24 protein-coding genes are annotated in these 20,374 nt (G+C 71.6%); 6 read left to right on the forward strand and 18 right to left on the reverse strand.

The features are described 5' to 3' along the window. Positions 1-22: 22 nt before the first annotated feature. The gene (locus ABZ385_RS20030; RefSeq protein ID WP_358589781.1) at positions 23-403 is read left to right on the forward strand and encodes a helix-turn-helix domain-containing protein; all 381 of its coding nucleotides are present in this window, start codon (positions 23-25) and stop codon (positions 401-403) included. Here the strand turns inward: ABZ385_RS20030 and mutM are convergent. From mutM to ABZ385_RS20075, 9 genes are all read right to left on the reverse strand, one after another. Further along, positions 376-1,236, reverse strand: coding sequence for a bifunctional DNA-formamidopyrimidine glycosylase/DNA-(apurinic or apyrimidinic site) lyase (gene mutM, locus ABZ385_RS20035; RefSeq protein ID WP_358589783.1), 861 nt, complete (start codon positions 1,234-1,236; stop codon positions 376-378). The two genes, ABZ385_RS20030 and mutM, sit on opposite strands and share 28 nt — an antisense overlap. Positions 1,237-1,302: 66 nt before the next feature. Continuing rightward, positions 1,303-2,124 carry a ribonuclease III gene (gene rnc / locus ABZ385_RS20040; protein WP_358589785.1) on the reverse strand — a complete coding sequence of 274 codons (822 nt, stop codon included), beginning with the start codon at positions 2,122-2,124 and terminating at the stop codon, positions 1,303-1,305. Positions 2,125-2,131: 7 nt separating this feature from the next. After that, entirely contained in the window at positions 2,132-2,305 is a 174-nt protein-coding gene (rpmF, locus tag ABZ385_RS20045; protein WP_026165248.1) for a 50S ribosomal protein L32, read from the reverse strand. Between the two features lie 2 nt (positions 2,306-2,307). Beyond that, on the reverse strand, positions 2,308-2,991 hold the full coding sequence (locus ABZ385_RS20050) for a YceD family protein (RefSeq protein WP_358589787.1): 684 nt from the start codon (positions 2,989-2,991) through the stop codon (positions 2,308-2,310). Positions 2,992-3,120: 129 nt separating this feature from the next. Further along, positions 3,121-4,224, reverse strand: a complete 1,104-nt coding sequence (locus ABZ385_RS20055; RefSeq protein WP_358912454.1) for a cell division initiation protein — start codon at positions 4,222-4,224, stop codon at positions 3,121-3,123. A gap of 99 nt (positions 4,225-4,323) precedes the next feature. Then, positions 4,324-4,803, reverse strand: coding sequence for a pantetheine-phosphate adenylyltransferase (gene coaD / locus ABZ385_RS20060; protein ID WP_358912510.1), 480 nt, complete (start codon positions 4,801-4,803; stop codon positions 4,324-4,326). Between the two features lie 26 nt (positions 4,804-4,829). Continuing rightward, positions 4,830-5,423 carry a 16S rRNA (guanine(966)-N(2))-methyltransferase RsmD gene (gene rsmD, locus ABZ385_RS20065; RefSeq protein WP_358699460.1) on the reverse strand — a complete coding sequence of 198 codons (594 nt, stop codon included), beginning with the start codon at positions 5,421-5,423 and terminating at the stop codon, positions 4,830-4,832. 52 nt (positions 5,424-5,475) lie between these two features. After that, on the reverse strand, positions 5,476-7,722 hold the full coding sequence (recG, locus tag ABZ385_RS20070) for an ATP-dependent DNA helicase RecG (protein WP_358587928.1): 2,247 nt from the start codon (positions 7,720-7,722) through the stop codon (positions 5,476-5,478). A gap of 61 nt (positions 7,723-7,783) precedes the next feature. Then, positions 7,784-9,469, reverse strand: a complete 1,686-nt coding sequence (locus tag ABZ385_RS20075) for a DAK2 domain-containing protein (RefSeq protein ID WP_358912456.1) — start codon at positions 9,467-9,469, stop codon at positions 7,784-7,786. A 239-nt stretch (positions 9,470-9,708) separates the two neighbouring features. Here ABZ385_RS20075 and rpmB point away from each other — a divergent pair, with 239 nt between their 5' ends. Next, positions 9,709-9,894 (forward strand): 50S ribosomal protein L28, encoded by a 186-nt coding sequence (gene rpmB, locus ABZ385_RS20080; RefSeq protein ID WP_016642993.1) that lies wholly within the window; start codon positions 9,709-9,711, stop codon positions 9,892-9,894. A gap of 89 nt (positions 9,895-9,983) precedes the next feature. Here the strand turns inward: rpmB and thiD are convergent, their stop codons facing one another. Together thiD and ABZ385_RS20090 are read right to left on the reverse strand one after the other, a co-directional pair. Beyond that, positions 9,984-10,778 (reverse strand): bifunctional hydroxymethylpyrimidine kinase/phosphomethylpyrimidine kinase, encoded by a 795-nt coding sequence (thiD, locus tag ABZ385_RS20085; protein ID WP_358587924.1) that lies wholly within the window; start codon positions 10,776-10,778, stop codon positions 9,984-9,986. Continuing rightward, positions 10,775-11,743 carry a thiamine-phosphate kinase gene (locus ABZ385_RS20090; RefSeq protein WP_358587922.1) on the reverse strand — a complete coding sequence of 323 codons (969 nt, stop codon included), beginning with the start codon at positions 11,741-11,743 and terminating at the stop codon, positions 10,775-10,777. Before ABZ385_RS20090 ends, thiD begins: the two co-directional genes overlap by 4 nt. 209 nt (positions 11,744-11,952) lie before the next feature. Here ABZ385_RS20090 and ABZ385_RS20095 point away from each other — a divergent pair, with 209 nt between their 5' ends. Both ABZ385_RS20095 and ABZ385_RS20100 read left to right on the forward strand, forming a co-directional pair. After that, on the forward strand, positions 11,953-12,186 hold the full coding sequence (locus ABZ385_RS20095; protein WP_016642988.1) for an Lrp/AsnC ligand binding domain-containing protein: 234 nt from the start codon (positions 11,953-11,955) through the stop codon (positions 12,184-12,186). A 20-nt stretch (positions 12,187-12,206) separates the two neighbouring features. Beyond that, a complete protein-coding gene (locus ABZ385_RS20100) occupies positions 12,207-12,704 on the forward strand; it encodes a DUF3515 domain-containing protein (protein WP_358587920.1) in 498 nt (165 codons plus the stop codon). Positions 12,705-12,730: 26 nt separating this feature from the next. Here ABZ385_RS20100 and ABZ385_RS20105 read toward each other — a convergent pair whose 3' ends face one another. The 3 genes from ABZ385_RS20105 to ABZ385_RS20115 are packed head-to-tail and all read right to left on the reverse strand — an operon-like array spanning position 12,731 to position 15,766. After that, a complete protein-coding gene (locus tag ABZ385_RS20105; RefSeq protein WP_358587917.1) occupies positions 12,731-13,912 on the reverse strand; it encodes a D-alanine--D-alanine ligase family protein in 1,182 nt (393 codons plus the stop codon). Positions 13,913-13,946: 34 nt separating this feature from the next. Then, entirely contained in the window at positions 13,947-14,975 is a 1,029-nt protein-coding gene (locus ABZ385_RS20110) for an NAD(P)H-dependent glycerol-3-phosphate dehydrogenase (RefSeq protein WP_358587914.1), read from the reverse strand. Further along, positions 14,972-15,766, reverse strand: a complete 795-nt coding sequence (locus tag ABZ385_RS20115) for a lysophospholipid acyltransferase family protein (RefSeq protein WP_358587911.1) — start codon at positions 15,764-15,766, stop codon at positions 14,972-14,974. Before ABZ385_RS20115 ends, ABZ385_RS20110 begins: the two co-directional genes overlap by 4 nt. A gap of 149 nt (positions 15,767-15,915) precedes the next feature. On the opposite strand from ABZ385_RS20115, the gene cofC reads away from it, so the two are divergent. Next, entirely contained in the window at positions 15,916-16,551 is a 636-nt protein-coding gene (gene cofC / locus ABZ385_RS20120) for a 2-phospho-L-lactate guanylyltransferase (protein WP_358587908.1), read from the forward strand. A gap of 13 nt (positions 16,552-16,564) precedes the next feature. Then, positions 16,565-16,768, forward strand: a complete 204-nt coding sequence (locus ABZ385_RS20125; protein WP_358587906.1) for a hypothetical protein — start codon at positions 16,565-16,567, stop codon at positions 16,766-16,768. Positions 16,769-16,870: 102 nt separating this feature from the next. Here ABZ385_RS20125 and ABZ385_RS20130 read toward each other — a convergent pair whose 3' ends face one another. From ABZ385_RS20130 to leuC, 4 genes are all read right to left on the reverse strand, one after another. Continuing rightward, entirely contained in the window at positions 16,871-17,578 is a 708-nt protein-coding gene (locus ABZ385_RS20130) for an HU family DNA-binding protein (protein WP_358587905.1), read from the reverse strand. A gap of 162 nt (positions 17,579-17,740) precedes the next feature. Further along, entirely contained in the window at positions 17,741-17,977 is a 237-nt protein-coding gene (locus tag ABZ385_RS20135) for a hypothetical protein (protein ID WP_358912458.1), read from the reverse strand. A 250-nt stretch (positions 17,978-18,227) separates the two neighbouring features. Then, entirely contained in the window at positions 18,228-18,821 is a 594-nt protein-coding gene (gene leuD, locus ABZ385_RS20140; RefSeq protein WP_358912459.1) for a 3-isopropylmalate dehydratase small subunit, read from the reverse strand. Between the two features lie 5 nt (positions 18,822-18,826). After that, complete coding sequence (gene leuC / locus ABZ385_RS20145) at positions 18,827-20,251, reverse strand: 3-isopropylmalate dehydratase large subunit (protein WP_358587898.1); 1,425 nt, start codon at positions 20,249-20,251, stop codon at positions 18,827-18,829. Between the last annotated feature and the right edge of the window lie 123 nt (positions 20,252-20,374).

Below are 20,374 nucleotides of genomic sequence, written 5' to 3' on the forward strand. Positions count from 1 at the left end.
TGCGCGGGAGTAAGGTGCCCTCATGGACGCCACGGACCTGCCGTACGACGTGTTCTCCCGGCAGTGCACCTCCCGGAGCACGCTGGAGCACGTCACCGGACGCTGGGGCGCGCTCACCCTCGGCGCGCTGCACGACGGCACGTTCCGCTTCAACGAACTGCGCCGCCGTGTCGACGGGGTGAGCGAGAAGATGCTCTCCCAGACCCTGCACGCCCTGGAGCGCGACGGCCTGGTGCGGCGTGACGCCCAGCCGACCAACCCGCCGCGCGTGGACTACGAACTCACCGCGCTGGGGCGGGAGATCGCCGGGCGGCTGGTCGGCCTGATCCGGTGCGTGGAGGACCGCCAGGACGAGGTTTTGCGGGCGCGGGAGCGCTACGACGCCACGCGCGGCGGCCGCTGACAGCGCGGACAGAAGTAGCTGGACCGGTTCATCCAGGGGCGGCGGCGGATCGCGGTGCCGCAGCGGCGGCAGGGCCGGTCCTCGCGGCCGTAGGCGTCCAGCGACCGCTCGAAGTAGCCCGATTCGCCGTTCACGTTGACGTAGAGGCTGTCGAAGCTGGTGCCGCCGACGGCGAGGGCCGCGTTCATCACGTCCCGCACGTGGCCGAGGAGTTCGGCCGTGCGAGGGCGGGTGAGGGTGGCGGTGGGCCGCTCGTAGTGCAGGCGGGCGCGCCACAGCGCCTCGTCCGCGTAGATGTTGCCGACGCCGCTGATCAGCGACTGGTCGAGCAGCGCCCGCTTGATCGTCGTACGGCGGCGGCGCAGCGCGAGGTGGAAGGCGTCGTCGTCGAACGCGGCGTCGAGCGGGTCCCGCGCGATGTGCGCGATGACGTCGGGCAGGCCGTCGGCGGTGTTGTCGTGGAGGGAGAGCCCGCCGAAGGTCCGCTGGTCGACGAAGCGCAGCTCGGTGCTCTGGACGTCGTCGAAGCGGACCCGGATCCGCAGGTGCTTCTCGTCGGCGGCGTCGTGCGGCTGCACCAGGAGCTGGCCGCTCATGCCGAGGTGGGCGAGGACCGACTGCCCGGAGTCGGCGAGCGGCAGCCACAGATACTTGCCGCGCCGCCGGGCGAGCCCGATCCGGTGCCCCTTCAGGCGGGCACCGAAGTCCTCCCCGCCCGCGAGGTGGCGCCGCACGGCGCGCGGGTGCAGCACCTGCACGTCGGCGACGACCCGGCCGCTGACCCAGCGCTCCAGGCCACGCCGGACGACTTCGACTTCGGGCAACTCGGGCATTGGTCTCCTCCAGCACGATGCCGGCCGCCCCACGAGGGGCGACCGGCATCAAAGGATAGGCGGCCGTCAGACCGAGGGGGTGTCGACGATCCCCTCGGGCCGCTCGGCAGCGACGGCGGCCTCGGCCGCCTTCTTCCGCTCGTCCGCCGCGGCGCGAATCGCACGCCAGGCGGACTCCGCGGCCTGCTGCTCCGCTTCCTTCTTGCTGCGGCCGGTGCCGGTGCCGTACGAGACGCCTCCGACGCGGGCGGCAGCAGTAAAGGTCTTCTCGTGGTCGGGGCCGCTCTCCGTGACGAGGTACTCGGGCACGCCGAGGCCCTCCGTCGCGGTCAGCTCCTGGAGACTGGTCTTCCAGTCCAGGCCCGCGCCCAGGTTCGAGGACTTTTCGATCAGCGGGTCGAAGAGCCGGTGCACCAGCTCGCCCGCCGCGTCCAGACCCTGGTCCAGATAGACCGCGCCGATCACCGCTTCCAGGGTGTCGGCGAGGATGGATGCCTTGTCCCGGCCGCCCGTGCCCTCTTCGCCCCGGCCGAGCCGGATGAAGGAGCCGAGTTCGAGGCCGCGGCTGACCTCCGCCAGCGCACGCGAATTGACCACCGCGGCCCGCAACTTGGCCAGCTGGCCTTCGGGCAGATCGGGGTGGGTGCGGTACAGCGTGTCCGTGACGACGAGGCCGAGCACGGAGTCCCCGAGGAACTCCAGACGCTCGTTCGTCGGCAGGCCGCCGTTCTCGTACGCGTACGAACGGTGGGTCAGCGCACGCACCAGAAGGGCGGACTCGAGCTTGTACCCGAGCCGCCCTTCCAGAAGCGTGTGGGACGAGGCCGTTGTCTCCGCCAATTTCTTGGCGTCTTCCGCCTTCTTGGGGCTAGACACGGTGCCTCTCACCAGCCGCTCAGACCTCGAGGACCTGGCGCTTGTTGTAGGTGCCGCAGCTCGGGCACGCGATGTGCTGCTGCTTGGGCTCCTGGCAACGCTCACACGAAACCAGGGTGGGGACCGCAGCCTTCCACTGCGACCGGCGGTGGCGCGTGTTGCTGCGCGACATCTTCCGCTTCGGAACAGCCACGGCTACTTCTCCTGCTTCTCGTCGACGCCCGCTTCGCCGGCGCCGCTCATCTCGTCCTTCTCGCCGTCCTGGATGGTCCCGGCGAGTCCCTGCAGTGCCGCCCAACGAATGTCGACGGCGTCATGGTGGTGGTCCGGGTCGTCCGCGAGCCGCACTCCGCACTGGGAGCACAGGCCCGGGCAGTCTTCCTGGCACACCGGCTGCATCGGCAGTGCGAGCACCACCGCATCACGCAGCACAGGCTCGAGGTCGAACAAGCCGTCCTCGAGGAAGAGCCTGTCCTCGTCTTCCTCGGCGTCGTCGGCCGGCTCCGCACTGCTGCGGCCCCGGTCGTCGGCGTCAGGGTACGAGAACATCTCCTGGAAGTCCGCGTCGAGCTCCAGCTCTAGCGGCTCCAGACACCTTACGCACTCCCCCTGCGCCGACGCACGGGCGGTGCCTGTGACAAGCACCCCGTCCATGACCGACTCAAGGCGGATCTCCAGCTGGACCGGCGCGCCCTGCGGCACTCCGACGACCCCTTCGATGCCGAAGGTGCCCGGCGGGCCGGGCGCCTCGATCTCACGGGTCAGCCGCTGCAGCGCACCGGGACGCCGGCCCAGCTCGTGTGTGTCGAACACGAGAGGGTTGCGGTGGTCAAGGCGAGCACTCAGGGCTTTTCCTGCTTTCGAATCCTGGAAGTTCATGAGGAGGGGCCGCCGCGTCCAGTGCCTCGGGACCGAGGCTTGGGCGGGCAGCCGAAGTCGCGGACGTATGCGCGACCGAAGAGCCAGGATACTTGACCTTTCGCCCACGGCCCAATCCGGGCCGGTGCGCTACTGGCGGCCCTGCTCGTACCGGCGCAGCTGCTCGGCGCTGATCATGGTCGTGTCGAAGAGGCTGGCCTCCTCCAGCGCGGCGGGCTCCTCGTACGCGGGCTGCTCGTAGCCCTGCTGCGCGTATCCGTACTGGTGCTGCGGGTCCTCGTGCTGCCGCGGCTCCTGGTACTGCCGGGGGTCCTGGTGCTGGTAGCCGTAGGGGTCCTGCCGGCCGTACTGCTGCTGGTAGCCGTACGGGTCCTGGTGCGCGTCCTGGTGCTGGTAGCCGTACGGGTCCGGCTCGGGCTGCTGGGCCTGCTGGGGCACGTACGGCTGCTGGGGCGGGAGCGGTGGGGCCTGCGGCGGCTGCTGGGGCGCCGGGGTCTGCCGGGGGGCCGGGGCGGCGGCCGGGCCCGCGAGGTCCGCCAGGTACTCCGCGTCGGTGGTGTGCCCCTGGATGGTGTGGATGTCCCCGAGCGCGCTCAGCTCGTCGGCGGGCGCCCGGCCGTGCAGGGTCTGGCGGCCCCGGCCGACCGCCTCCAGGGTCTTGGCGAGGACCGCCTCGAAGGCGGCCAGCTTGGCGTCGACGTACGCGTCGGCGTCGCGGCGCAGGGTCTCGGGGTCGTGGCTGCGCTCGGGGGCGTCCTCGTCCTCGTAGCCGTGCTCGTCCAGGCCGGGACCGGTGCCGAGGAGCTTCTCGCGGCCGCGGCCCACCGAGCCGAGGGTCTTGGTGAGGACGACCTCGAAGTTGGCGAGCTTGCCGTCCACGTAGTCGTCGGCCTCGGCGCGGACCTCCTCGGCGGCCCGGCGGGCCTCGGCGAGGATGCGGTCGGCCTCGTCCTGGGAGCGGCGGGCGACCTCGGTGTCGGAGATCAGGGAGCCGCGTTCGGCGTGCGCGCTCTCGATGATGCGCTCCGCCTCCTGGCGGGCCTGCTCGACCAGCTGCTCGCGGCCGCCGATGAGCTGCTCGGCCTGCGCGAGGGAGCCGGGCAGGGCCTGGCGCACCTCTTCGAGCATCGAGAGCAGATCGGCGCGGTTGACCACGCACGAGGCCGACATGGGCATGGACCGGGCGCTGCCGATCGCCCGGACGATCTCGTCGATCTTCTTCTGCACGTCCACCGTGTGCTCGCCACTCTCTACAGCTGGTTGGGAGACGGACGGGACGACTGTAAGGCCGATGGGCGCCCGCCCGACACCGGATGACGAGCCGTCAGGGGGTCACTTCACGCCCAGGCGTTCGACCAGGGCCGCGTGGACCACCGGCGGCAGCAGGTGCGCGACGTCGCCGCCCCAGGCCGCGACCTCCTTGACCAGCGAGGAGGAGAGGAAGCTGTAGGTGGGGTTGGTCGGGACGAACAGGGTTTCGACACCCGAGAGGCCGTTGTTCATCTGGGCCATCTGGAGTTCGTAGTCGAAGTCGCTGACCGCGCGCAGACCCTTCACGATGGCCGGGATGTCGCGCTGCTTGCAGAAGTCGACGAGGAGGCCGTGGAAGGACTCGACCTCGACGTTGCCGAAGTCGGCGGTGACCTGGCGGATCAGGTCGATCCGCTCCTCGATCTCGAACAGGCCCTTCTTCGACTGGTTGATCATCACCGCCACGTGCACCACGTCGTACAGCTTGGAGGCGCGGGCGATGATGTCGAGGTGTCCATTGGTGATGGGGTCGAAAGACCCCGGACATACGGCGCGGCGCAACGTGAGTCCCTCGCTCTCCGGTCCGGTCATGGCGCGATCACTGAGTCGTCGCACGTAGAGGCGGCGCGACCGTACCAAAACGTCCCTTCGCCGTAGCGACGGGACCTGAGGGACTCGAAACCCTCCGGCCAGCCGAATTCCCCGCCTCTTGTACTGCGTTCAACGGTGACGAGCGCGTCCGCCGTGAGCCACCCCTCCGAGCGGAGTGTGAGCAGGATCTCCCGAAGATCGTCGTCGGTGACGGCGTACGGCGGATCGAGGAAGACCAGGTCGTACGGGGTGGAGGGCGTCCCCTGCCGGACGATCTGGGCCGCTTTGCCCGCTCGGACCTCGGCGCCGGGCAGGCCGACCGCCCGCACGTTCTCCCTGATGGTGCGGGCCGCCCTGGCGTCGGCCTCGACGAGCAGGGTGTGCGCGGCGCCCCGGGAGAGCGCCTCCAGGCCCACGGCGCCGGAGCCCGCGTACAGGTCGAGCACGCGCGCTCCGTCGAGCGTGCCCTGGAGGGCCTGCCAGGTGGAGAAGAGGCCCTCGCGCGCGCGCTCGGACGTGGGGCGGGTGCCGTTCCCTGGCGGGACGGCGAGGCGGCGTCCGCCGGCCGCACCGGCGATCACGCGGGTCATCTGAGTCCTTCTGCTGGGCGGTGGTCCTCCCACGATATGGCGTGCGCGGGTGTCACCCCTTGTCGAGGTACTGCTCGCGCTCGGCGTCGAGCAGGGCGTCCAGGGCGGTGCGCAGCTCCGGCAGGTGCTCCAGGTCCGGGTCCTCGGCGACCACGGCGACCGCTTCCTCGCGGGCGGCGGCGATGACCTCCTCGTCGTCGATGACCGCGAGCATCCGCAGCGAGGAGCGCACCCCGGACTGGGCCTGGCCCAGCACATCGCCCTCGCGCCGCTGCTCCAGGTCGATGCGGGACAGCTCGAAGCCGTCGAGGGTGGCGGCGACGGCGCCGAGGCGGGCGCGGGCGGGGCTCGCCTCGGGCATGTCGGTGACCAGCAGGCACAGGCCGGGGGCCGAGCCCCGGCCGACGCGGCCGCGCAGCTGGTGCAGCTGGGAGACGCCGAAGCGGTCCGCGTCCATGATCACCATGGCGGTGGCGTTCGGCACGTTCACCCCGACCTCGATGACCGTCGTCGCGACCAGGACCTGCGTCTCGCCGGCGGCGAAGCGGCGCATCACGGCGTCCTTGTCGTCGGGCTGCATGCGGCCGTGCAGGACCTCCACCGCCAGCCCTTGGAGCGGGCCGCGTGCGAGCTGCTCGGCGACCTCGAGCACGGCGAGCGGGGGCCGCTTCTCGGCGGTGGCCGCCTCCTGGGCCTTCTCCTCGGCGGATTTCTTCCTGGCGCCCTTCTTGGCCCCCTTCGCGGGGTCGGCGGCTTCGTCGGGGTCGTCGCCGATGCGGGGGCACACCACGTACGCCTGGTGGCCCTTCTCCACCTCTTCGCGCACGCGCTCCCACGCGCGGGCGAGGAAGTGCGGCTTCTCCTCGGCGGGCACGACATGGCTGGCGATCGGTGAGCGCCCGGCGGGCAGCTGGTCGAGGACGGATGTCTCCAGGTCCCCGAAGACGGTCATCGCGACCGTGCGGGGAATGGGCGTGGCCGTCATGACCAGCAGGTGCGGGGGCTGCTTGCCCTTGCCGCGCAGGGCGTCGCGCTGCTCCACGCCGAAGCGGTGCTGCTCGTCGACGACGACCAGGCCGAGGTCGTGGAACCGCACCTTGTCCTCGATGAGCGCGTGGGTGCCGATGACGATGCCGGCCTCGCCGGTGACCAGGTCGAGCAGGGCCTGGCGGCGGGCGGCGGTGCCCATGGAGCCGGTGAGCAGCGTGACCTTGGTGGCCTGGTCCGCGCCGCCGAGCAGGCCGCCCTCGGCCAGCTCGCCCATCATCTCCACGATGGAGCGGTGGTGCTGCTGGGCGAGGACCTCGGTGGGGGCGAGCATCGCGGCCTGGCCGCCCGCGTCCACGACGGCGAGCATGGCGCGCAGGGCGACCATCGTCTTGCCCGAACCGACCTCGCCCTGGAGGAGGCGGTGCATCGGGTGCTCGGTGGCGAGGTCGTCGAAGATCTCCTTGGAGACCTTCTGCTGGCCCTCGGTGAGCGTGAAGGGCAGCTTGGCGTCGAAGGCGTCGAGCAGGCCGCCCTCCTTGGGCCTGCGGGCGACGGCGGGCAGTTGCCCGTCGGCGTGCCTGCGCCGGGCCAGGGCGACCTGGAGGACGAAGGCCTCGTCCCACTTCAGCCGGTCGCGGGCAGCGGCGATGTCCGCCTTGGAGTGCGGGCGGTGGATCTTCAGGAGCGCCTCGGGCAGCGGGATGAGGGCGCGGCCCTCCCTGAGGGAGGCGGGCAGCGGGTCCAGGGCCTCCGGGGCACTGGGCAGGACCGTCTCGACGGACTTGGCGATCTTCCAGGACTCCAGCTGCTTGCAGGCGGGGTAGATCGGGATGAGCGCGCCCGCCCAGCTGTCCACCGCGTCCGGGTCGCCGCCGCGCAGCGGCTCGTAGGCGGGGTGGGCGAGCTGGAGGCGGTGGTTGAAGACGGAGACCTTGCCCGCGAACATCGCGCGGGTGCCGGGCAGCAGCTCCGTGTGCGGCTTGTGGACGCCGCGGCCGAAGAAGACCAGGCGCAGCTCGCCGCTGCCGTCCGTGATGGTGACCTCCAGGCGCTGGCCCTGGCCGCGGGGCGCCTTGGCGGACGCGAAGGTGTGCAGGCGCGCGCTCGCGACCTGGGCGACCACCGTGACGTGCTCGTCCAGGGGGAGGTCGGCGAGGCGGGTCAGCTCGCCCCGCTCGGCGTACCGCCGGGGGTAGTGGTGCAGGAGGTCGCCGACCGTGTGCAGGTCGAGGTGCTCGGCCATCACCTTCGCGGTGGCGGGGCCGACCACTTTCTTCAGGGGTTCTTCGAGCGCGGGCACGAGATCCATTGCACACCACGCCACTGACAATCCGCCGCAGGTCCCCCCTGCCCGCCGCCCGGCGAGGGGCTCACTCCACGCCGATCAGCATCAGCGCGGACTGCCGGCCGCCGCGGTAGACGACCGTGTCGACGGCCAGGTACGTCTCGCGCACGTGCTTCTCCAACCGCCCGGCGACGGAGTCCGGGACGGATTCGCCGAGGACGAGCGTGACCATCTCGCCGCCCCCCGACAGCATGCGGTCAAGGACGGCGGTGGCGGTGGGGGCGACCTGCGAGCCGATCACCGCGACGTCGCCGTCGATCAGGCCGAGGACGTCGCCGGCCTGGCAGATGCCCGCCATGGTCCAGGACTGCCGTTCGGCGACGGTCAGCTCGCCGTAGCGGGTCGCGCCGGCCGCGGACGTCATGGCGACGACGTCCTCGTCGAAGGGGCGGTCGGGGGCGTGCACGGCGAGGGCGGCGATGCCCTGCACCGCGGAGCGGGTCGGGATCAGGGCGACGCGCACGCCCTCGGTCCTGGCCTGCTGGGCGGCGGCGGCCGCGGTGTGGCGCAGCTCGGCGTCGTTGGGCAGGAGCACGACCTCGTGCGCGTGCGCCCTGCGGATGGCGTCGACCAGCTCGCCGCTCGCGGGCGGCTCCCCCACGCGCGCGGGCACGGTGGTCGCCCCGGCCTCGGCGTAGAGGCCGGCGAGGCCCTCCCCGGGGACGACGGCGACGATGGCCCGCTGGGTGCGTTCCCGGGGCGGCCGCGGGGTGGTGTGGACGTCGTCCGCCCCGAAGTGGGTGATGCGGATGCGGTGCGGGCGGCCCGCCTCGACGCCCGCCTCGACGGCGGCTCCCGCGTCGTCGACGTGGACGTGGACGTTCCACAGCCCGTCGCCGCCGACCACGACGAGCGAGTCGCCGAGCCGGTCGAGCCGGGTCCGCAGCCGCGCCACCGCGCCGTCGTCGGCCTCCAGGAGGTAGATCACCTCGAACGCGGGGCCGCCCCCCTCGGCCGGGGCCTCCTCGCACTCGGCGCCCTCCTCGGCGCTCACGCGCGCGTGGCCGCTGTCGGCCGCCCTGTGTGCCACTGTGCCGCCCGACAGGGCCCGCACGAGTGCCCCGAGCACCGCGACGAGGCCGCGCCCGCCGGCGTCCACCACTCCCGCGCGCCCCAGCACGGCGAGCTGCCCCGGGGTCGCGTCCAGGGCCGCGCAGGCGCCCTCGTACGCGGCTTCGGCCACCGTCGCGCAGTCGGCGCCCTGTGCCGCCCCGGCCGCTCGGGCCGCCGCGGTGGCCACCGTGAGGACGGTGCCCTCGACGGGGTGCGCGACGGCTTCGTACGCGGACTCCGCGGCCCGGTGCAGGGCGAGCGCGAGGGTGGGGGCGTCGACGTGATCCGCGTCACCGGGGGCGTCGGCCGAGAAGTCGCCGCCCTCCTGGCCGCCGGCGGGCCCCGCGAGGACCTGGGCCATCCCCCGCAGCAGCTGGGACAGAATCGTCCCCGAGTTCCCGCGGGCCCCGATGAGCGCCCCGTGCGCCATCGCCCGCACCGTCTCCGCCAGCGAGGGAAGCGCCGGTTCGTGCCCCGTGAAGGCCGCGTCGACCGCCTGAGACGCCGACTCCACGGTCAGATAGAGGTTCGTGCCCGTGTCCCCGTCCGCGACGGGGTAGACGTTGATGGAGTCGATCTCCTCACGGGCCCTGCCGAGGGCGTCCAGAGCCAGTCGGCACCAGGCGCGCACCGCGACCGCGTCGAGGTTCTGCGGCACCTGTTCGCCTCCTTGACCATCCGGAATGGACGCAGCGTAGACCGAGGGTGAACACGGGGCCCGGGGCGGGGGCCGGGCGAGCCGTGGTAGTTTCGTTGTACCGAAGCAGTCGTTGTATGCTGCTCCGGTTGCCCGATACTCATCGGGACATTCCTCCTGGCAACGCCACTTCGATCATTGCACTGATCTCGGCATGCCGGGATTAACCGTAAGTGCATCTGAAGTCTTTGGAGTGACCCGTGGCTGCCAACTGCGACGTCTGCGGCAAGGGGCCGGGCTTCGGCAACAACATCTCGCACTCGCACCGCCGTACGCCCCGTCGCTGGAACCCGAACATCCAGCGTGTGCGTGCCGTGGTGAGCGGGACGCCGAAGCGCCTCAACGCCTGCACCTCGTGCATCAAGGCCGGCAAGGTCTCGCGCTGACGTCAGCGCGGCACCTAGCTGGTTGCTGAATCAGCCGGCTCCCCTCGGGGAGCCGGCTTTTTCGTGCCCGCACGCGCGTGGGGCGCGGCCTAGGCCTGCCGGAACCGCCAGCCGTGATCGACGGGGCCGATCCCGCCGCCGAGCGCGAACCCGGCGGCGATCGCCCCGGTGACGTACTCCTTGGCCGCCGCCACCGCCTGCGGCACGTCCCGCCCCCGCGCCAGGTGCGCCGCGATCGCGGCGGCCAGGGTGCAGCCGGTCCCGTGGGTGTGGCGGTTGTCGTGGCGCGGGGCGCGCAGCAGGTGCTCCTCGGAGCCGTCGGTGAGCAGGTCCACGGCGTCGCCGCGCAGATGGCCGCCCTTGATGAGCACCCACTTCGGGCCGTACGCGAGGACGGCGGCGGCCGCGCGGCGCAGGTCGTCCTCCGACGCGACCTCGACGCCGGTGAGCTGGGCGACCTCGTCCAGGTTGGGGGTCGCGACCGTCGCCACCGGCAGCAGCTTCGTGCGGACGGAGTCCAGGGCACAGGCCGCGAGCAGCGGGTCGCCGTGCTTGGAGACGCCGACCGGGTCGACCACGGCGGGAGCGTCGGTGCCCGCCAGCAAGTCGGCGACGGTCTCGACCAGTTCGGCCGAGGCGAGCATGCCGGTCTTCACGGCCTGGACGCCGATGTCGTCCACGACACTGCGGTACTGGGCCCGCACCGCCTCGGCCGAAAGCTCCCAAGAGCCCTGCACGCCCAGGGAGTTCTGCGCGGTGACGGCCGTGACGACGCTCATGCCGTGGGTGCCGAGGGCAAGCATGGTCTTGAGGTCGGCCTGGATGCCGGCGCCGCCCCCGGAGTCGGAGCCGGCGACGGTGAGCACCCGGGGCGGCGCGCTCACTCGGCGTCCCCGTTGTCCCCGAAGTGGTCCCAGCCCTTGCTGGTCCAGGGCGCGCCGTCCACGGTCACCTGGGGCAGCGCCGAGGGGTTGAGGACCTCGCCGATGACCTTCCAGCGGGCGGGCAGCTTCACGTCGGGCGGGAACGTCGCGACGATCGCGTGGTCCTCGCCGCCGTTGAGCACCCACTGGAGCGGGTCGACGCCGACGGCCTGGCCGATGTCGTTCATCTGGGTGGGCACGTCGACGTCACCGGAGCGGATGTCGATGCGTACCTTGCTCGACTCGGCGATGTGGCCGAGGTCGGCGATGAGCCCGTCGCTGACGTCCGTCATGGAGGTGGCGCCGAGTCCGGCGGCGGCGGGGCCCGCGTGGTAGGGCGGCTCGGGCCTGCGGTGGGCCTCCACGAAGGCGCGCGGCGAGCGGAAGCCCCGGGAGAGCACCGCGTGGCCGGCGGCGGACCAGCCCAGCCAGCCGGTGACGGCGACGACGTCGCCGGGCCGGGCGCCCGCGCGCGTGACCGGCTCGTGGTTGCGCAGATCGCCGAGGGCCGTGATGGCGACGGTGATGGTGTCGCCGCGCACGACGTCACCGCCGACGACGGCCGCGCCCGCGACCTGGCACTCGTCCCTGAGGCCGTCCATCAGCTCGGTGGGCCAGTTGGCGGGGAGGTCGGCCGGCACCACGAGGCCGAGCAGCAGCGCGGTCGGCACCGCGCCCATGGCGGCGATGTCGGCGAGGTTCTGCGCGGCGGCCTTGCGGCCCACGTCGTAGGCGGTGGACCAGTCGCGGCGGAAGTGCCGCCCCTCCAGGAGGATGTCGGTGCTCGCCACGACCCTGCGGTCCGGAGCGGACACGACCGCGGCGTCGTCGCCGGGGCCGAGCCGTACGGCCGGAGTGGAGGTGAGCCGCGAGGTGAGCTCTCTGATGAGCCCGAACTCCCCCAATTCGCCCACGGTTCCCTTCACCGAGTCTCACCATGCCCTTTCGCGCTGCCCGGCCCCCGGTCGCGAGCCGTCACTGTCGTCGGTACGGTCGACGTGACCGTCGAGTCGTGTTGTCCGTCCATCACGATGTGCACGCCGCGGTTCGCCCGGGTCTCCCCGTGACGCGCGGCGACGCGGTACCGTGGCGTCCCTTCTCCCCACATGATCCTCGTCGGCACCCTGGAGGTTCCGTGGTACAGGCGTACATCCTGATCCAGACAGAGGTCGGCAAGGCGTCGACCGTCGCCGAGCTGATCGGCAAGATCCCGGGAGTGATCCAGGCCGAGGACGTCACCGGTCCCTACGATGTCATCGTGCGCGCCCAGGCGGACACGGTCGACGAGCTCGGCCGCATGGTGGTCGCCAAGGTCCAGCAAGTGGACGGCATCACCCGCACCCTGACCTGCCCGGTCGTGCACTTGTAGCCCCCGTCTACCCTGACCCGGTGAACATCGCTCGTCTCCGGCGCCGCCGCCTTGTCGCCACGTCCGCTCTCGCCCTGTCGCTCACGACGGCGGCCTGCTCGGCCACGGACGATCGGGCGTCGGTGGTGGTTCCGTCCCCGGGTGCCAAGGCGGCGGGGCTCTGCCGGGACCTGCACGAACAGCTCCCGAAGAAGATCGACGGGCTGGAGCGCACCGACCCCGGGCCGAAGTCGGAGCTGACCGCCGGGTGGGGAGACCCGGCGATCATACTGCGCTGCGGCGTCGAGCGGCCCCCCGAGATGATCGATCCCGCCTACGCCGGGCAGAACGGTGTGCGGGTGAACGGGGTCGCCTGGCTCCTGCAGAAACGCGAGGACGGGTCGTACACGTTCACCACCGGGGCGCGGCTCGCCTACGTGGAGGTCACGCTGCCCAAGGAGCGGGCGGGGGACGGCCTCGGCCCGCTCACGGACTTCGCCGCCCCCATCAAGAGGACCATCCCCAAGGGCATCGCCTGACGCCCTCGGGCCGATGGACCAGTGGACTAGCGCAGGCCCGTGGAGCGGTTCAGCGCCGCCTGGATGAGGCGGTCCACCAGCTCCGCGTAGGGGACGCCGCTCTTCTCCCACATCTGCGGGTACATGGAGATCGGCGTGAAGCCCGGCATCGTGTTGATCTCGTTGATCACGAACCGGCCGTCCTCGGTGAGGAAGAAGTCGGCGCGCACCAGGCCCTCGCAGGACGCCGCCTCGAACGCCTCGACCGCGAGCCGCTGGATCTCCTCGGTCTCCTCGGGCGTCAGCGGGGCGGGCACGATACCGGGCGTCGAGTCGATGTACTTCGCCTCGAAGTCGTAGTAGTCGTGCGTCTGCACCGGCGGGATCTCGGCCGGGACGCTCGCGCGCGGGCCGTCCTCGAACTCCAGGACGCCGCACTCGATCTCGCGGCCGCGCAGCAGCGCCTCGACGAGGATCTTCGGGTCGTGGCGCTGCGCCTCGGCGATCGCCTCGTCAAGGCCCTCGAAGGAGTCGACCTTGGTGATGCCGATCGAGGAGCCGGCGCGCGCGGGCTTGATGAACAGCGGCCAGCCGTGCTCGCCGGCGAAGTCCGCGATGCGCTGCCGGGCGCCCGCCTCGTCCTGGCGCCACTCGCGCGGGCGGATCACCAGGTAGGGGCCGACGTTCAGCCCGAAGGAGGCGAACACCCGCTTCATGTAGTCCTTGTCCTGGCCGACGGCCGAGGCGAGGACACCGGAGCCGACGTAGGGCACTCCGGAGAGTTCGAGCAGTCCCTGGAGGGTGCCGTCCTCTCCGTAGGGGCCGTGCAGCATCGGGAAGACGACGTCGACGTCGCCGAGCGCCTTGGGCACGGAGCCGGGCTCGCTGTAGACGACCTCGCGGTTGCCCGGGTCGAGCGGCAGGACGACGCCGCCCTCCATGGACTCGGCGATCTCGGCGACGCTCGGCATCCTGCGGTCGGTGATGGCCATCCGCTCCGGCTCGTCCGCCGTCAGGGCCCAACGGCCGTCGGTGGTGATGCCGATGGGCAGGACGTCGTACTTGGTGCGGTCGATGGCGCTCAGGATGGCACCGGCCGTCACCACGGAGATGCCGTGCTCCGAGCTGCGGCCGCCGAAGACGACGGCCACGCGCGGCTTGCGGAGCTGCTGCCCGGAGCTCGACTCGGGGCTCGCTTCAGGGCTCGGGGGGAGGTTCTCGCTGCTCATATCGCGTTGAGCGTACCCGCTGCCCGGGGAACAGTCAGCGACGCTCGGGGCCCGCGCTGCGCGCCATCAGCTCCTTGAGGGCCACCACCGGGGGCGTGCCGTCGTGCACGATGCCGACGACGGTCTCCGTGATCGGCATGTCGACGCCGTGCCTGCGGGCCAGATCCAGTACGGACTCGCAGGACTTGACGCCCTCGGCGGTCTGCCGGGTGACCGCGATGGTCTCCTCCAGCGTCATGCCCTTGCCGAGGTTGGTGCCGAAGGTGTGGTTGCGCGAGAGCGGCGAGGAGCAGGTGGCCACCAGGTCGCCGAGGCCCGCCAGTCCGGAGAACGTCAGCGGGTCGGCGCCCATCGCGCGGCCGAGCCGGGTGGTCTCGGCGAGGCCGCGGGTGATGAGGGAGCCCTTGGCGTTGTCGCCGAGGCCCATGCCGTCCGCGATGCCGACCGCGAGGCCGATGACGTTCTTCACGGCGCCGCCCAGCTCGCAGCCGACCACGTCGGTATTGGTGTACGGGCGGAAGTACGGCGTGTGGCAGGCCCGCTGCAGGCGCTGGGCGACCGCCTCGTCCTCGCAGGCGACCACGGCGGCGGCGGGCTGCCGGGCGGCGATCTCCCGGGCGAGGTTGGGTCCCGTGACGACGGCGACGCGGTCGGCGGGGACCTTGGTGACGTCCCCGATGACCTCGCTCATGCGCATCGCGGAACCCAGCTCCACGCCCTTCATCAGGGAGACGAGGACGGTGTCGGGGGCCAGCAGCGGGGCCCACGCGGCGAGGTTGCCGCGCAGCGTCTGCGAGGGCACGGCGAGCACGGTGAAGTCGGCGCCATCGGCGGCCTCGGCGGGGTCGGTGGTGGCCCGGAGGTTGCCGGGCAGCTCGACGCCGGGGAGGTAGTCGGGGTTGGTCCGCGTGGAGTTGACCGCCTCGGCGAGCTCGGCGCGCCGCCCCCACAGGGTGACGTCGCACCCCGCGTCGGCGAGCACCATGCCGAAGGCCGTACCCCAGGAGCCCGTTCCGAAGACGGCGGCCTTCACGGCCCCTGCCGGGTGCGCGGGGTTCGTCACTTGCTGTCCTCCGAGGTGCTGTCCGTGGTGCTGTCCGCGCTGCCCCGCCGGGCCCTGCGGGCCGCTGCCTTGCGTCGCTGCTCCAGCCGGGCCCGGCGGGGGTCGTAGGGCCGGTCGGGGGCCTTTTCGCCGCGGATCTCCTCCAGGAGTCCGGTGATCGCGGCCATGATGGCCTCGGTCGCCTCGCGGAGCACCTCGGGCGTCGGCTCCTTGTCGTGGAAGCGCGACAGGTCGACGGGGGCCCCGGCCTTCACCTGAAGGGTCTTGCGCGGGAAGAAAGAGGGCTTCTTGCTGTACGGGGGCAACGCGAGGTTGGCGCCCCACTGCGCCACGGGGATCACCGGGCACTTGGTCTCCAGGGCGACCCGCGCGGCACCGGACTTCGCGGTCATCGGCCACATGTCGGGGTCCCGGGTGAGCGTGCCCTCGGGGTAGAAGGCGACGCACTCGCCGCGCTCGATGGCGTCGACCGCGGCGCGGAAGGCGTCCAGCGCGTTCGTGGTCTCCCGGTAGACCGGGATCTGGCCCGTGCCCTTCATGACCCTGCCGACAAAGCCGTCCCGGAAAAGGCCGTCCTTTGCCAGGAAACGCGGCACCCGTCCCGTGTTGTACTGGTAGTGGGCGTACGACAACGGGTCGATATGCGAGTTGTGATTCACCGCCGTGATGAATCCGCCGTCGGCCGGAATGTGTTCCATTCCACGCCAGTCCCGCTTGAACAGAACCACCAGCGGCGGTTTTGCGATCACCGCCGCAAGGCGGTACCAGAAGCCGATTCTGCGGCGGGACACACGGACACCTTTCCTCCATGAACCTGGGCGGCCGCACAAGTGTCACCCCAGGCTGCCGGTCTGTCGAGAACACCGTACGCCCACCCGTCTGCCGCCACCGCCCGCGGCGAGCGGGTCACAATGGGCGCGACGACAAGGACGGAGCGCCCGTGCAGTGGACCCTGGTCATACCCCTGAAGCCGCTGGCGCGCGCCAAGAGCAGGCTCGCCGCCACCGCCGGCGACGGTCCGCGCCCCGCCCTGGCCCTGGCGTTCGCGCAGGACACCGTGGCCGCCGCGGTGGCCTGCCCCGCGGTACGGGATGTGGCGGTCGTCACGGATGACGCCCTCGCGCGCCGCGAACTGTCGGCACTGGGGGCCCGGATCCTGGCCGATGAGCCCGGAAACGGTCTGAACGCCGCACTGCGGCACGGCGCCGCGGCCGTGCGCGCCGAACGGCCCGAAGCGCCCGTCGCCGCTTTGAACGCCGATCTGCCCGCGCTGCGCCCCATGGAATTGGGCCGGGTCCTCGACCGGGCCGCGCAATTTCCCCGGGCATTTCTGCCGGACGCCGCCGGAATCGGGACGACGCTGCTGGCCGCGGCGGCCGGTGTGGAATTGCGCCCCGCATTCGGCACGGCGTCCCGCGCGCGGCACACGGCGTCCGGAGCCGTGGAACTGACGCTCGCCGACGTCGATTCCGTACGCCAGGACGTGGACACCGGCGAAGACCTGCGGGCCGCGCTCGCGCTGGGCGTGGGCCCCCGGACCTCCGCGGCCGCCGCCCGACTGCTCATCGCGGACTGAGTACGCTGCTGCCATGCAGGCGACCGCGTACACGTACGACTCCGAGACCCGCAGCGGCAGCGTGCTGCTCGACGACGGCACGCCGGTGCCCTTCGCGGCCCCCGCGTTCGACGCGGGCGGGCTGCGGCTGCTGCGACCGGGGCAGCGGGTGCGGATCGAGGTCGAGGGCGACGGCGAGGCGCGCCGCATCACCCTGGTGACGCTCCAGACCTTCTAGGGCGTGTGCCGGGCCGGCACGGGCCGCCCCTTGGGCACACGACGCGGGCCGGGCTCCCCCGTGGGAGTCCGGCCCGGCGCGTGAGTGCCCCTGTGCCCGCTCTTACTTCTTGCGGGCGGTGGCCTTCTTGGCGGTCGTCTTGCGCGTGGTCGCCTTCTTGGCGGGCGCGGTCTTCTTCGCCGTGGCGGCCTTCTTGGCGGCCGGCGCGGTCTTCTTCGCGGTGGCGGCCTTCTTGGCGGCCGGCGTGGCCTTCTTGGCGGTGGTCTTCTTGGCCGTCGCCGTGGTCTTCTTCGCCGCGGGCGTCGCCGTGGCCTTCTTGGCGGTGGTCTTCTTCGCCGTCGCCGTGGCCTTCTTGGCGGTCGCCGTGGTCTTCTTCGCCGCCGGGGTGGCCTTCTTGGCGGTGGTCTTCTTCGCCGTGGCCTTCTTGGCGGTGGTGGCCTTCTTGGCGGCCGCCTTCTTGACCGTCGCGGAAGCGCCGCCGGTCAGGCTGCCCTTGGGTGCCTTCTTGACCGCGACATCGTTCTTCGGGAGCTTCTTGGAGCCGCTCACCAGGTCCTTGAAGCCCTGACCGGCGCGGAAACGCGGGACCGAGGTCTTCTTGACCCGCACGCGCTCCCCGGTCTGCGGGTTGCGGGCGTACCGGGCCGGGCGGTCGACCTTCTCGAACGAGCCGAAGCCGGTGACCGAAACGCGGTCACCGCCGACCACGGCACGGACGATGGCGTCCAGGACCGCGTCCACGGCGTCGGCGGCCTGCTGACGGCCCCCCACCTTGTCGGCAATCGCTTCTACGAGCTGCGCCTTGTTCACGTCTTCCCCTTCGGAGACATTGCCGGGAGCGAAATACTCCGGCTTTTTCGCACGTTAGGCAGATATATACCGCAAATCAAACACGAAACGGGCTAATCACCCTTGTGCCGCAACGAACTGGCCCATCTCGGAGTTCCGCGAAGGCCCGTTGAGGCTCGACACTCAGGTGTCTTCGGGGAATCGGCCCTCGCCCGCTTCGTCGAGGGAAGCCATCAAACGCTCCAGACGCCTTGCCGCATCGGCGAGATCGTGTTTGGCCGCGGCCGTAATGACCAGCAGCTTCCGGGTCAGCGCCATCCGTACGCCCTCCGGGACTTGCAGTGCGCGCACTCGGGAGTGCGCTTCCTTCAGTTGGTCCGCGACGAGCCCGTAGAGCTCGAGTTGGCTGTCGCGTTCCATGCACCGATTGTGCCATCTGGGGCGAGTTGTCGCCTCCGCAGGGGGTAACTACCGCCGTCCGGCGCCCTCATGAGGGTACCCGGTCCAGCCGAGTACAAGGGGATTTCCGGCCTCTTCTTCCGGCCGAATCACGGGAGTTGACTCCACCCGTTCAGGCCATCGGGCCCCTTCCCGGGGGCAGACACAGATGTACCCCCAACCGTCCACGATTGGGGGTACATCAGGGCTTTGCGGGGTGCCGCGCGGGGGGTCAGACCCGGGTGGTGCGCGGCTTGTACGAGGGCCGCTTGGTCTCGTAGGCGGCGATGTCCGGCTCGTTCCGCAGCGTGATGCTGATGTCGTCCAGGCCGTTCAGCAGCCGCCAGCGGGCGTTCTCGTCGAGTTCGAAGTCGGCGGTGATGCCCTCGGCCCGGACCTGGCGGTCGCGCAGGTCGACGGTGACCTCGGCCTTCGGGTCGTTCTCCGTCAGCTCCCACAGCGCGTCCACGACCTGCTGGTCGAGCACCACGGTGAGCAGGCCGTTCTTCAGCGAGTTGCCCCGGAAGATGTCGGCGAAGCGGGAGGAGACGACCGCCTTGAAACCGTAGTTCTGCAGGGCCCACACGGCGTGCTCGCGGGAGGAGCCGGTGCCGAAGTCGGGTCCGGCGACCAGCACGGTGGCGCCCTGGCGCTCGGGCTTGTTGAGCACGAACTCCGGGTCCTTGCGCCAGGCCTCGAAGAGGCCGTCCTCGAAGCCGTCCCTGGTGACCTTCTTCAGCCAGTGGGCGGGGATGATCTGGTCGGTGTCGACGTTGCTGCGGCGCAGCGGGACGGCCCGGCCGGTGTGCGTGGTGAATGCTTCCATGGTTCTCAGACTCCGGCGGTCACGGGGGCGTCGGACAGATCGGCGGGCGAGGCCAGATGGCCGGTGACGGCGGTGGCGGCGGCGACCTGCGGGGAGACCAGATGGGTGCGGCCGCCCTTGCCCTGCCTGCCCTCGAAGTTGCGGTTGGACGTGGACGCCGAACGCTCGCCGGGGGCCAGTTGGTCGGGGTTCATGCCGAGGCACATCGAGCAGCCCGCGTGCCGCCATTCGGCGCCGGCGGCGGTGAAGACCTTGTCCAGGCCCTCCGCGACGGCCTGCAGGGAGACCCGCACCGAGCCGGGCACGACCAGCATCCGTACGCCGTCGGCGACTTTGCGGCCCTCGACGATGGAGGCGGCCGCGCGCAGGTCCTCGATGCGGCCGTTGGTGCACGAACCTACGAAGACGGTGTCCACCTTGATGTCGCGCAGCGGCTGCCCCGCGGTCAACCCCATGTACTCCAGGGCCTTTTCGGCGGCGTTGCGCTCCGAAGCGTCTTCGTACGAAGCCGGGTCGGGGACGCGCGACGAAAGCGGTGCTCCCTGGCCGGGGTTGGTGCCCCAGGTGACGAACGGCGCCAGCGAGGCGGCGTCGATGCGGACCTCGGCGTCGAAGACCGCGTCCTCGTCCGTCTTCAGGGTCTGCCAGTACGCCACCGCGGCGTCCCAGTCCGCGCCCTCGGGCGCGTGGGGGCGGCCCTGGATGTAGTCGAAGGTGGTCCGGTCCGGGGCGATCATGCCGGCGCGGGCGCCCGCCTCGATGGACATGTTGCAGATGGTCATGCGGGCCTCCATCGAGAGCTTCTCGATGGCCGGGCCTCGGTACTCCAGGACGTAGCCCTGGCCGCCGCCGGTGCCGATCTTCGCGATGACGGCGAGGATCAGGTCCTTGGCCGTGACGTCCGCGGGCAGTTCGCCGTCGACGGTGATGGCCATGGTCTTGGGGCGGGCCATCGGCAGCGTCTGGGTGGCCAGGACGTGCTCGACCTGCGAGGTACCGATTCCGAAGGCCAGCGCCCCGAAGGCGCCGTGCGTGGAGGTGTGGGAGTCGCCGCAGACCACGGTGGTGCCCGGCTGCGTCAGGCCCAGCTGCGGTCCCACCACGTGGACGACGCCCTGCTCGACGTCGCCCAGCGGGTGCAGGCGTACGCCGAAGTCGGCGCAGTTCTTGCGCAGCGTCTCCAGCTGGGCCCGCGAGACGGGGTCGGCGATGGGCTTGTCGATGTCGAGGGTCGGGGTGTTGTGATCCTCGGTCGCGATGGTGAGGTCGAGCCGCCGCACCTGGCGGCCGGCCTGGCGGAGGCCGTCGAAGGCCTGGGGGCTGGTCACCTCGTGCAGCAGGTGCAGATCGATGTAGAGGAGGTCGGGCTCGCCCTCGGCGCGCCGGACGACGTGGTCGTCCCAGACCTTCTCCGCGAGTGTCCTACCCATCGCTTTCCCTCCGACCGGCCGCTTCGCCGGCCCAACTAGAGAATCTGTCCGCCGACGCCCGTACCCCTCGTGCCGTACGTCGGCCGCGAAATCCGTTGGTCCGCGGATCGCTCCTACAGAGTG

The sequence above is a fragment of the Streptomyces sp. NPDC005898 genome, assembly GCF_040629635.1.
Taxonomy (GTDB): Bacteria; Actinomycetota; Actinomycetes; order Streptomycetales; family Streptomycetaceae; genus Streptomyces.

What these genes read in the sequence shown, in the direction of transcription:
- ABZ385_RS20030 (WP_358589781.1), top strand. Translation starts at nt 23, where the DNA reads ATGGACGCCACGGACCTGCCGTACGACGTGTTCTCCCGGCAGTGCACC.
- mutM (WP_358589783.1), bottom strand. Translation starts at nt 1,236, where the DNA reads ATGCCCGAGTTGCCCGAAGTCGAAGTCGTCCGGCGTGGCCTGGAGCGC.
- ABZ385_RS20050 (WP_358589787.1), bottom strand. Translation starts at nt 2,991, where the DNA reads ATGAACTTCCAGGATTCGAAAGCAGGAAAAGCCCTGAGTGCTCGCCTT.
- rsmD (WP_358699460.1), bottom strand. Translation starts at nt 5,423, where the DNA reads ATGACCCGCGTGATCGCCGGTGCGGCCGGCGGACGCCGCCTCGCCGTC.
- recG (WP_358587928.1), bottom strand. Translation starts at nt 7,722, where the DNA reads ATGGATCTCGTGCCCGCGCTCGAAGAACCCCTGAAGAAAGTGGTCGGC.
- ABZ385_RS20105 (WP_358587917.1), bottom strand. Translation starts at nt 13,912, where the DNA reads ATGAGCAGCGAGAACCTCCCCCCGAGCCCTGAAGCGAGCCCCGAGTCG.
- ABZ385_RS20125 (WP_358587906.1), top strand. Translation starts at nt 16,565, where the DNA reads ATGCAGGCGACCGCGTACACGTACGACTCCGAGACCCGCAGCGGCAGC.
- ABZ385_RS20135 (WP_358912458.1), bottom strand. Translation starts at nt 17,977, where the DNA reads ATGGAACGCGACAGCCAACTCGAGCTCTACGGGCTCGTCGCGGACCAA.
- leuD (WP_358912459.1), bottom strand. Translation starts at nt 18,821, where the DNA reads ATGGAAGCATTCACCACGCACACCGGCCGGGCCGTCCCGCTGCGCCGC.
- leuC (WP_358587898.1), bottom strand. Translation starts at nt 20,251, where the DNA reads ATGGGTAGGACACTCGCGGAGAAGGTCTGGGACGACCACGTCGTCCGG.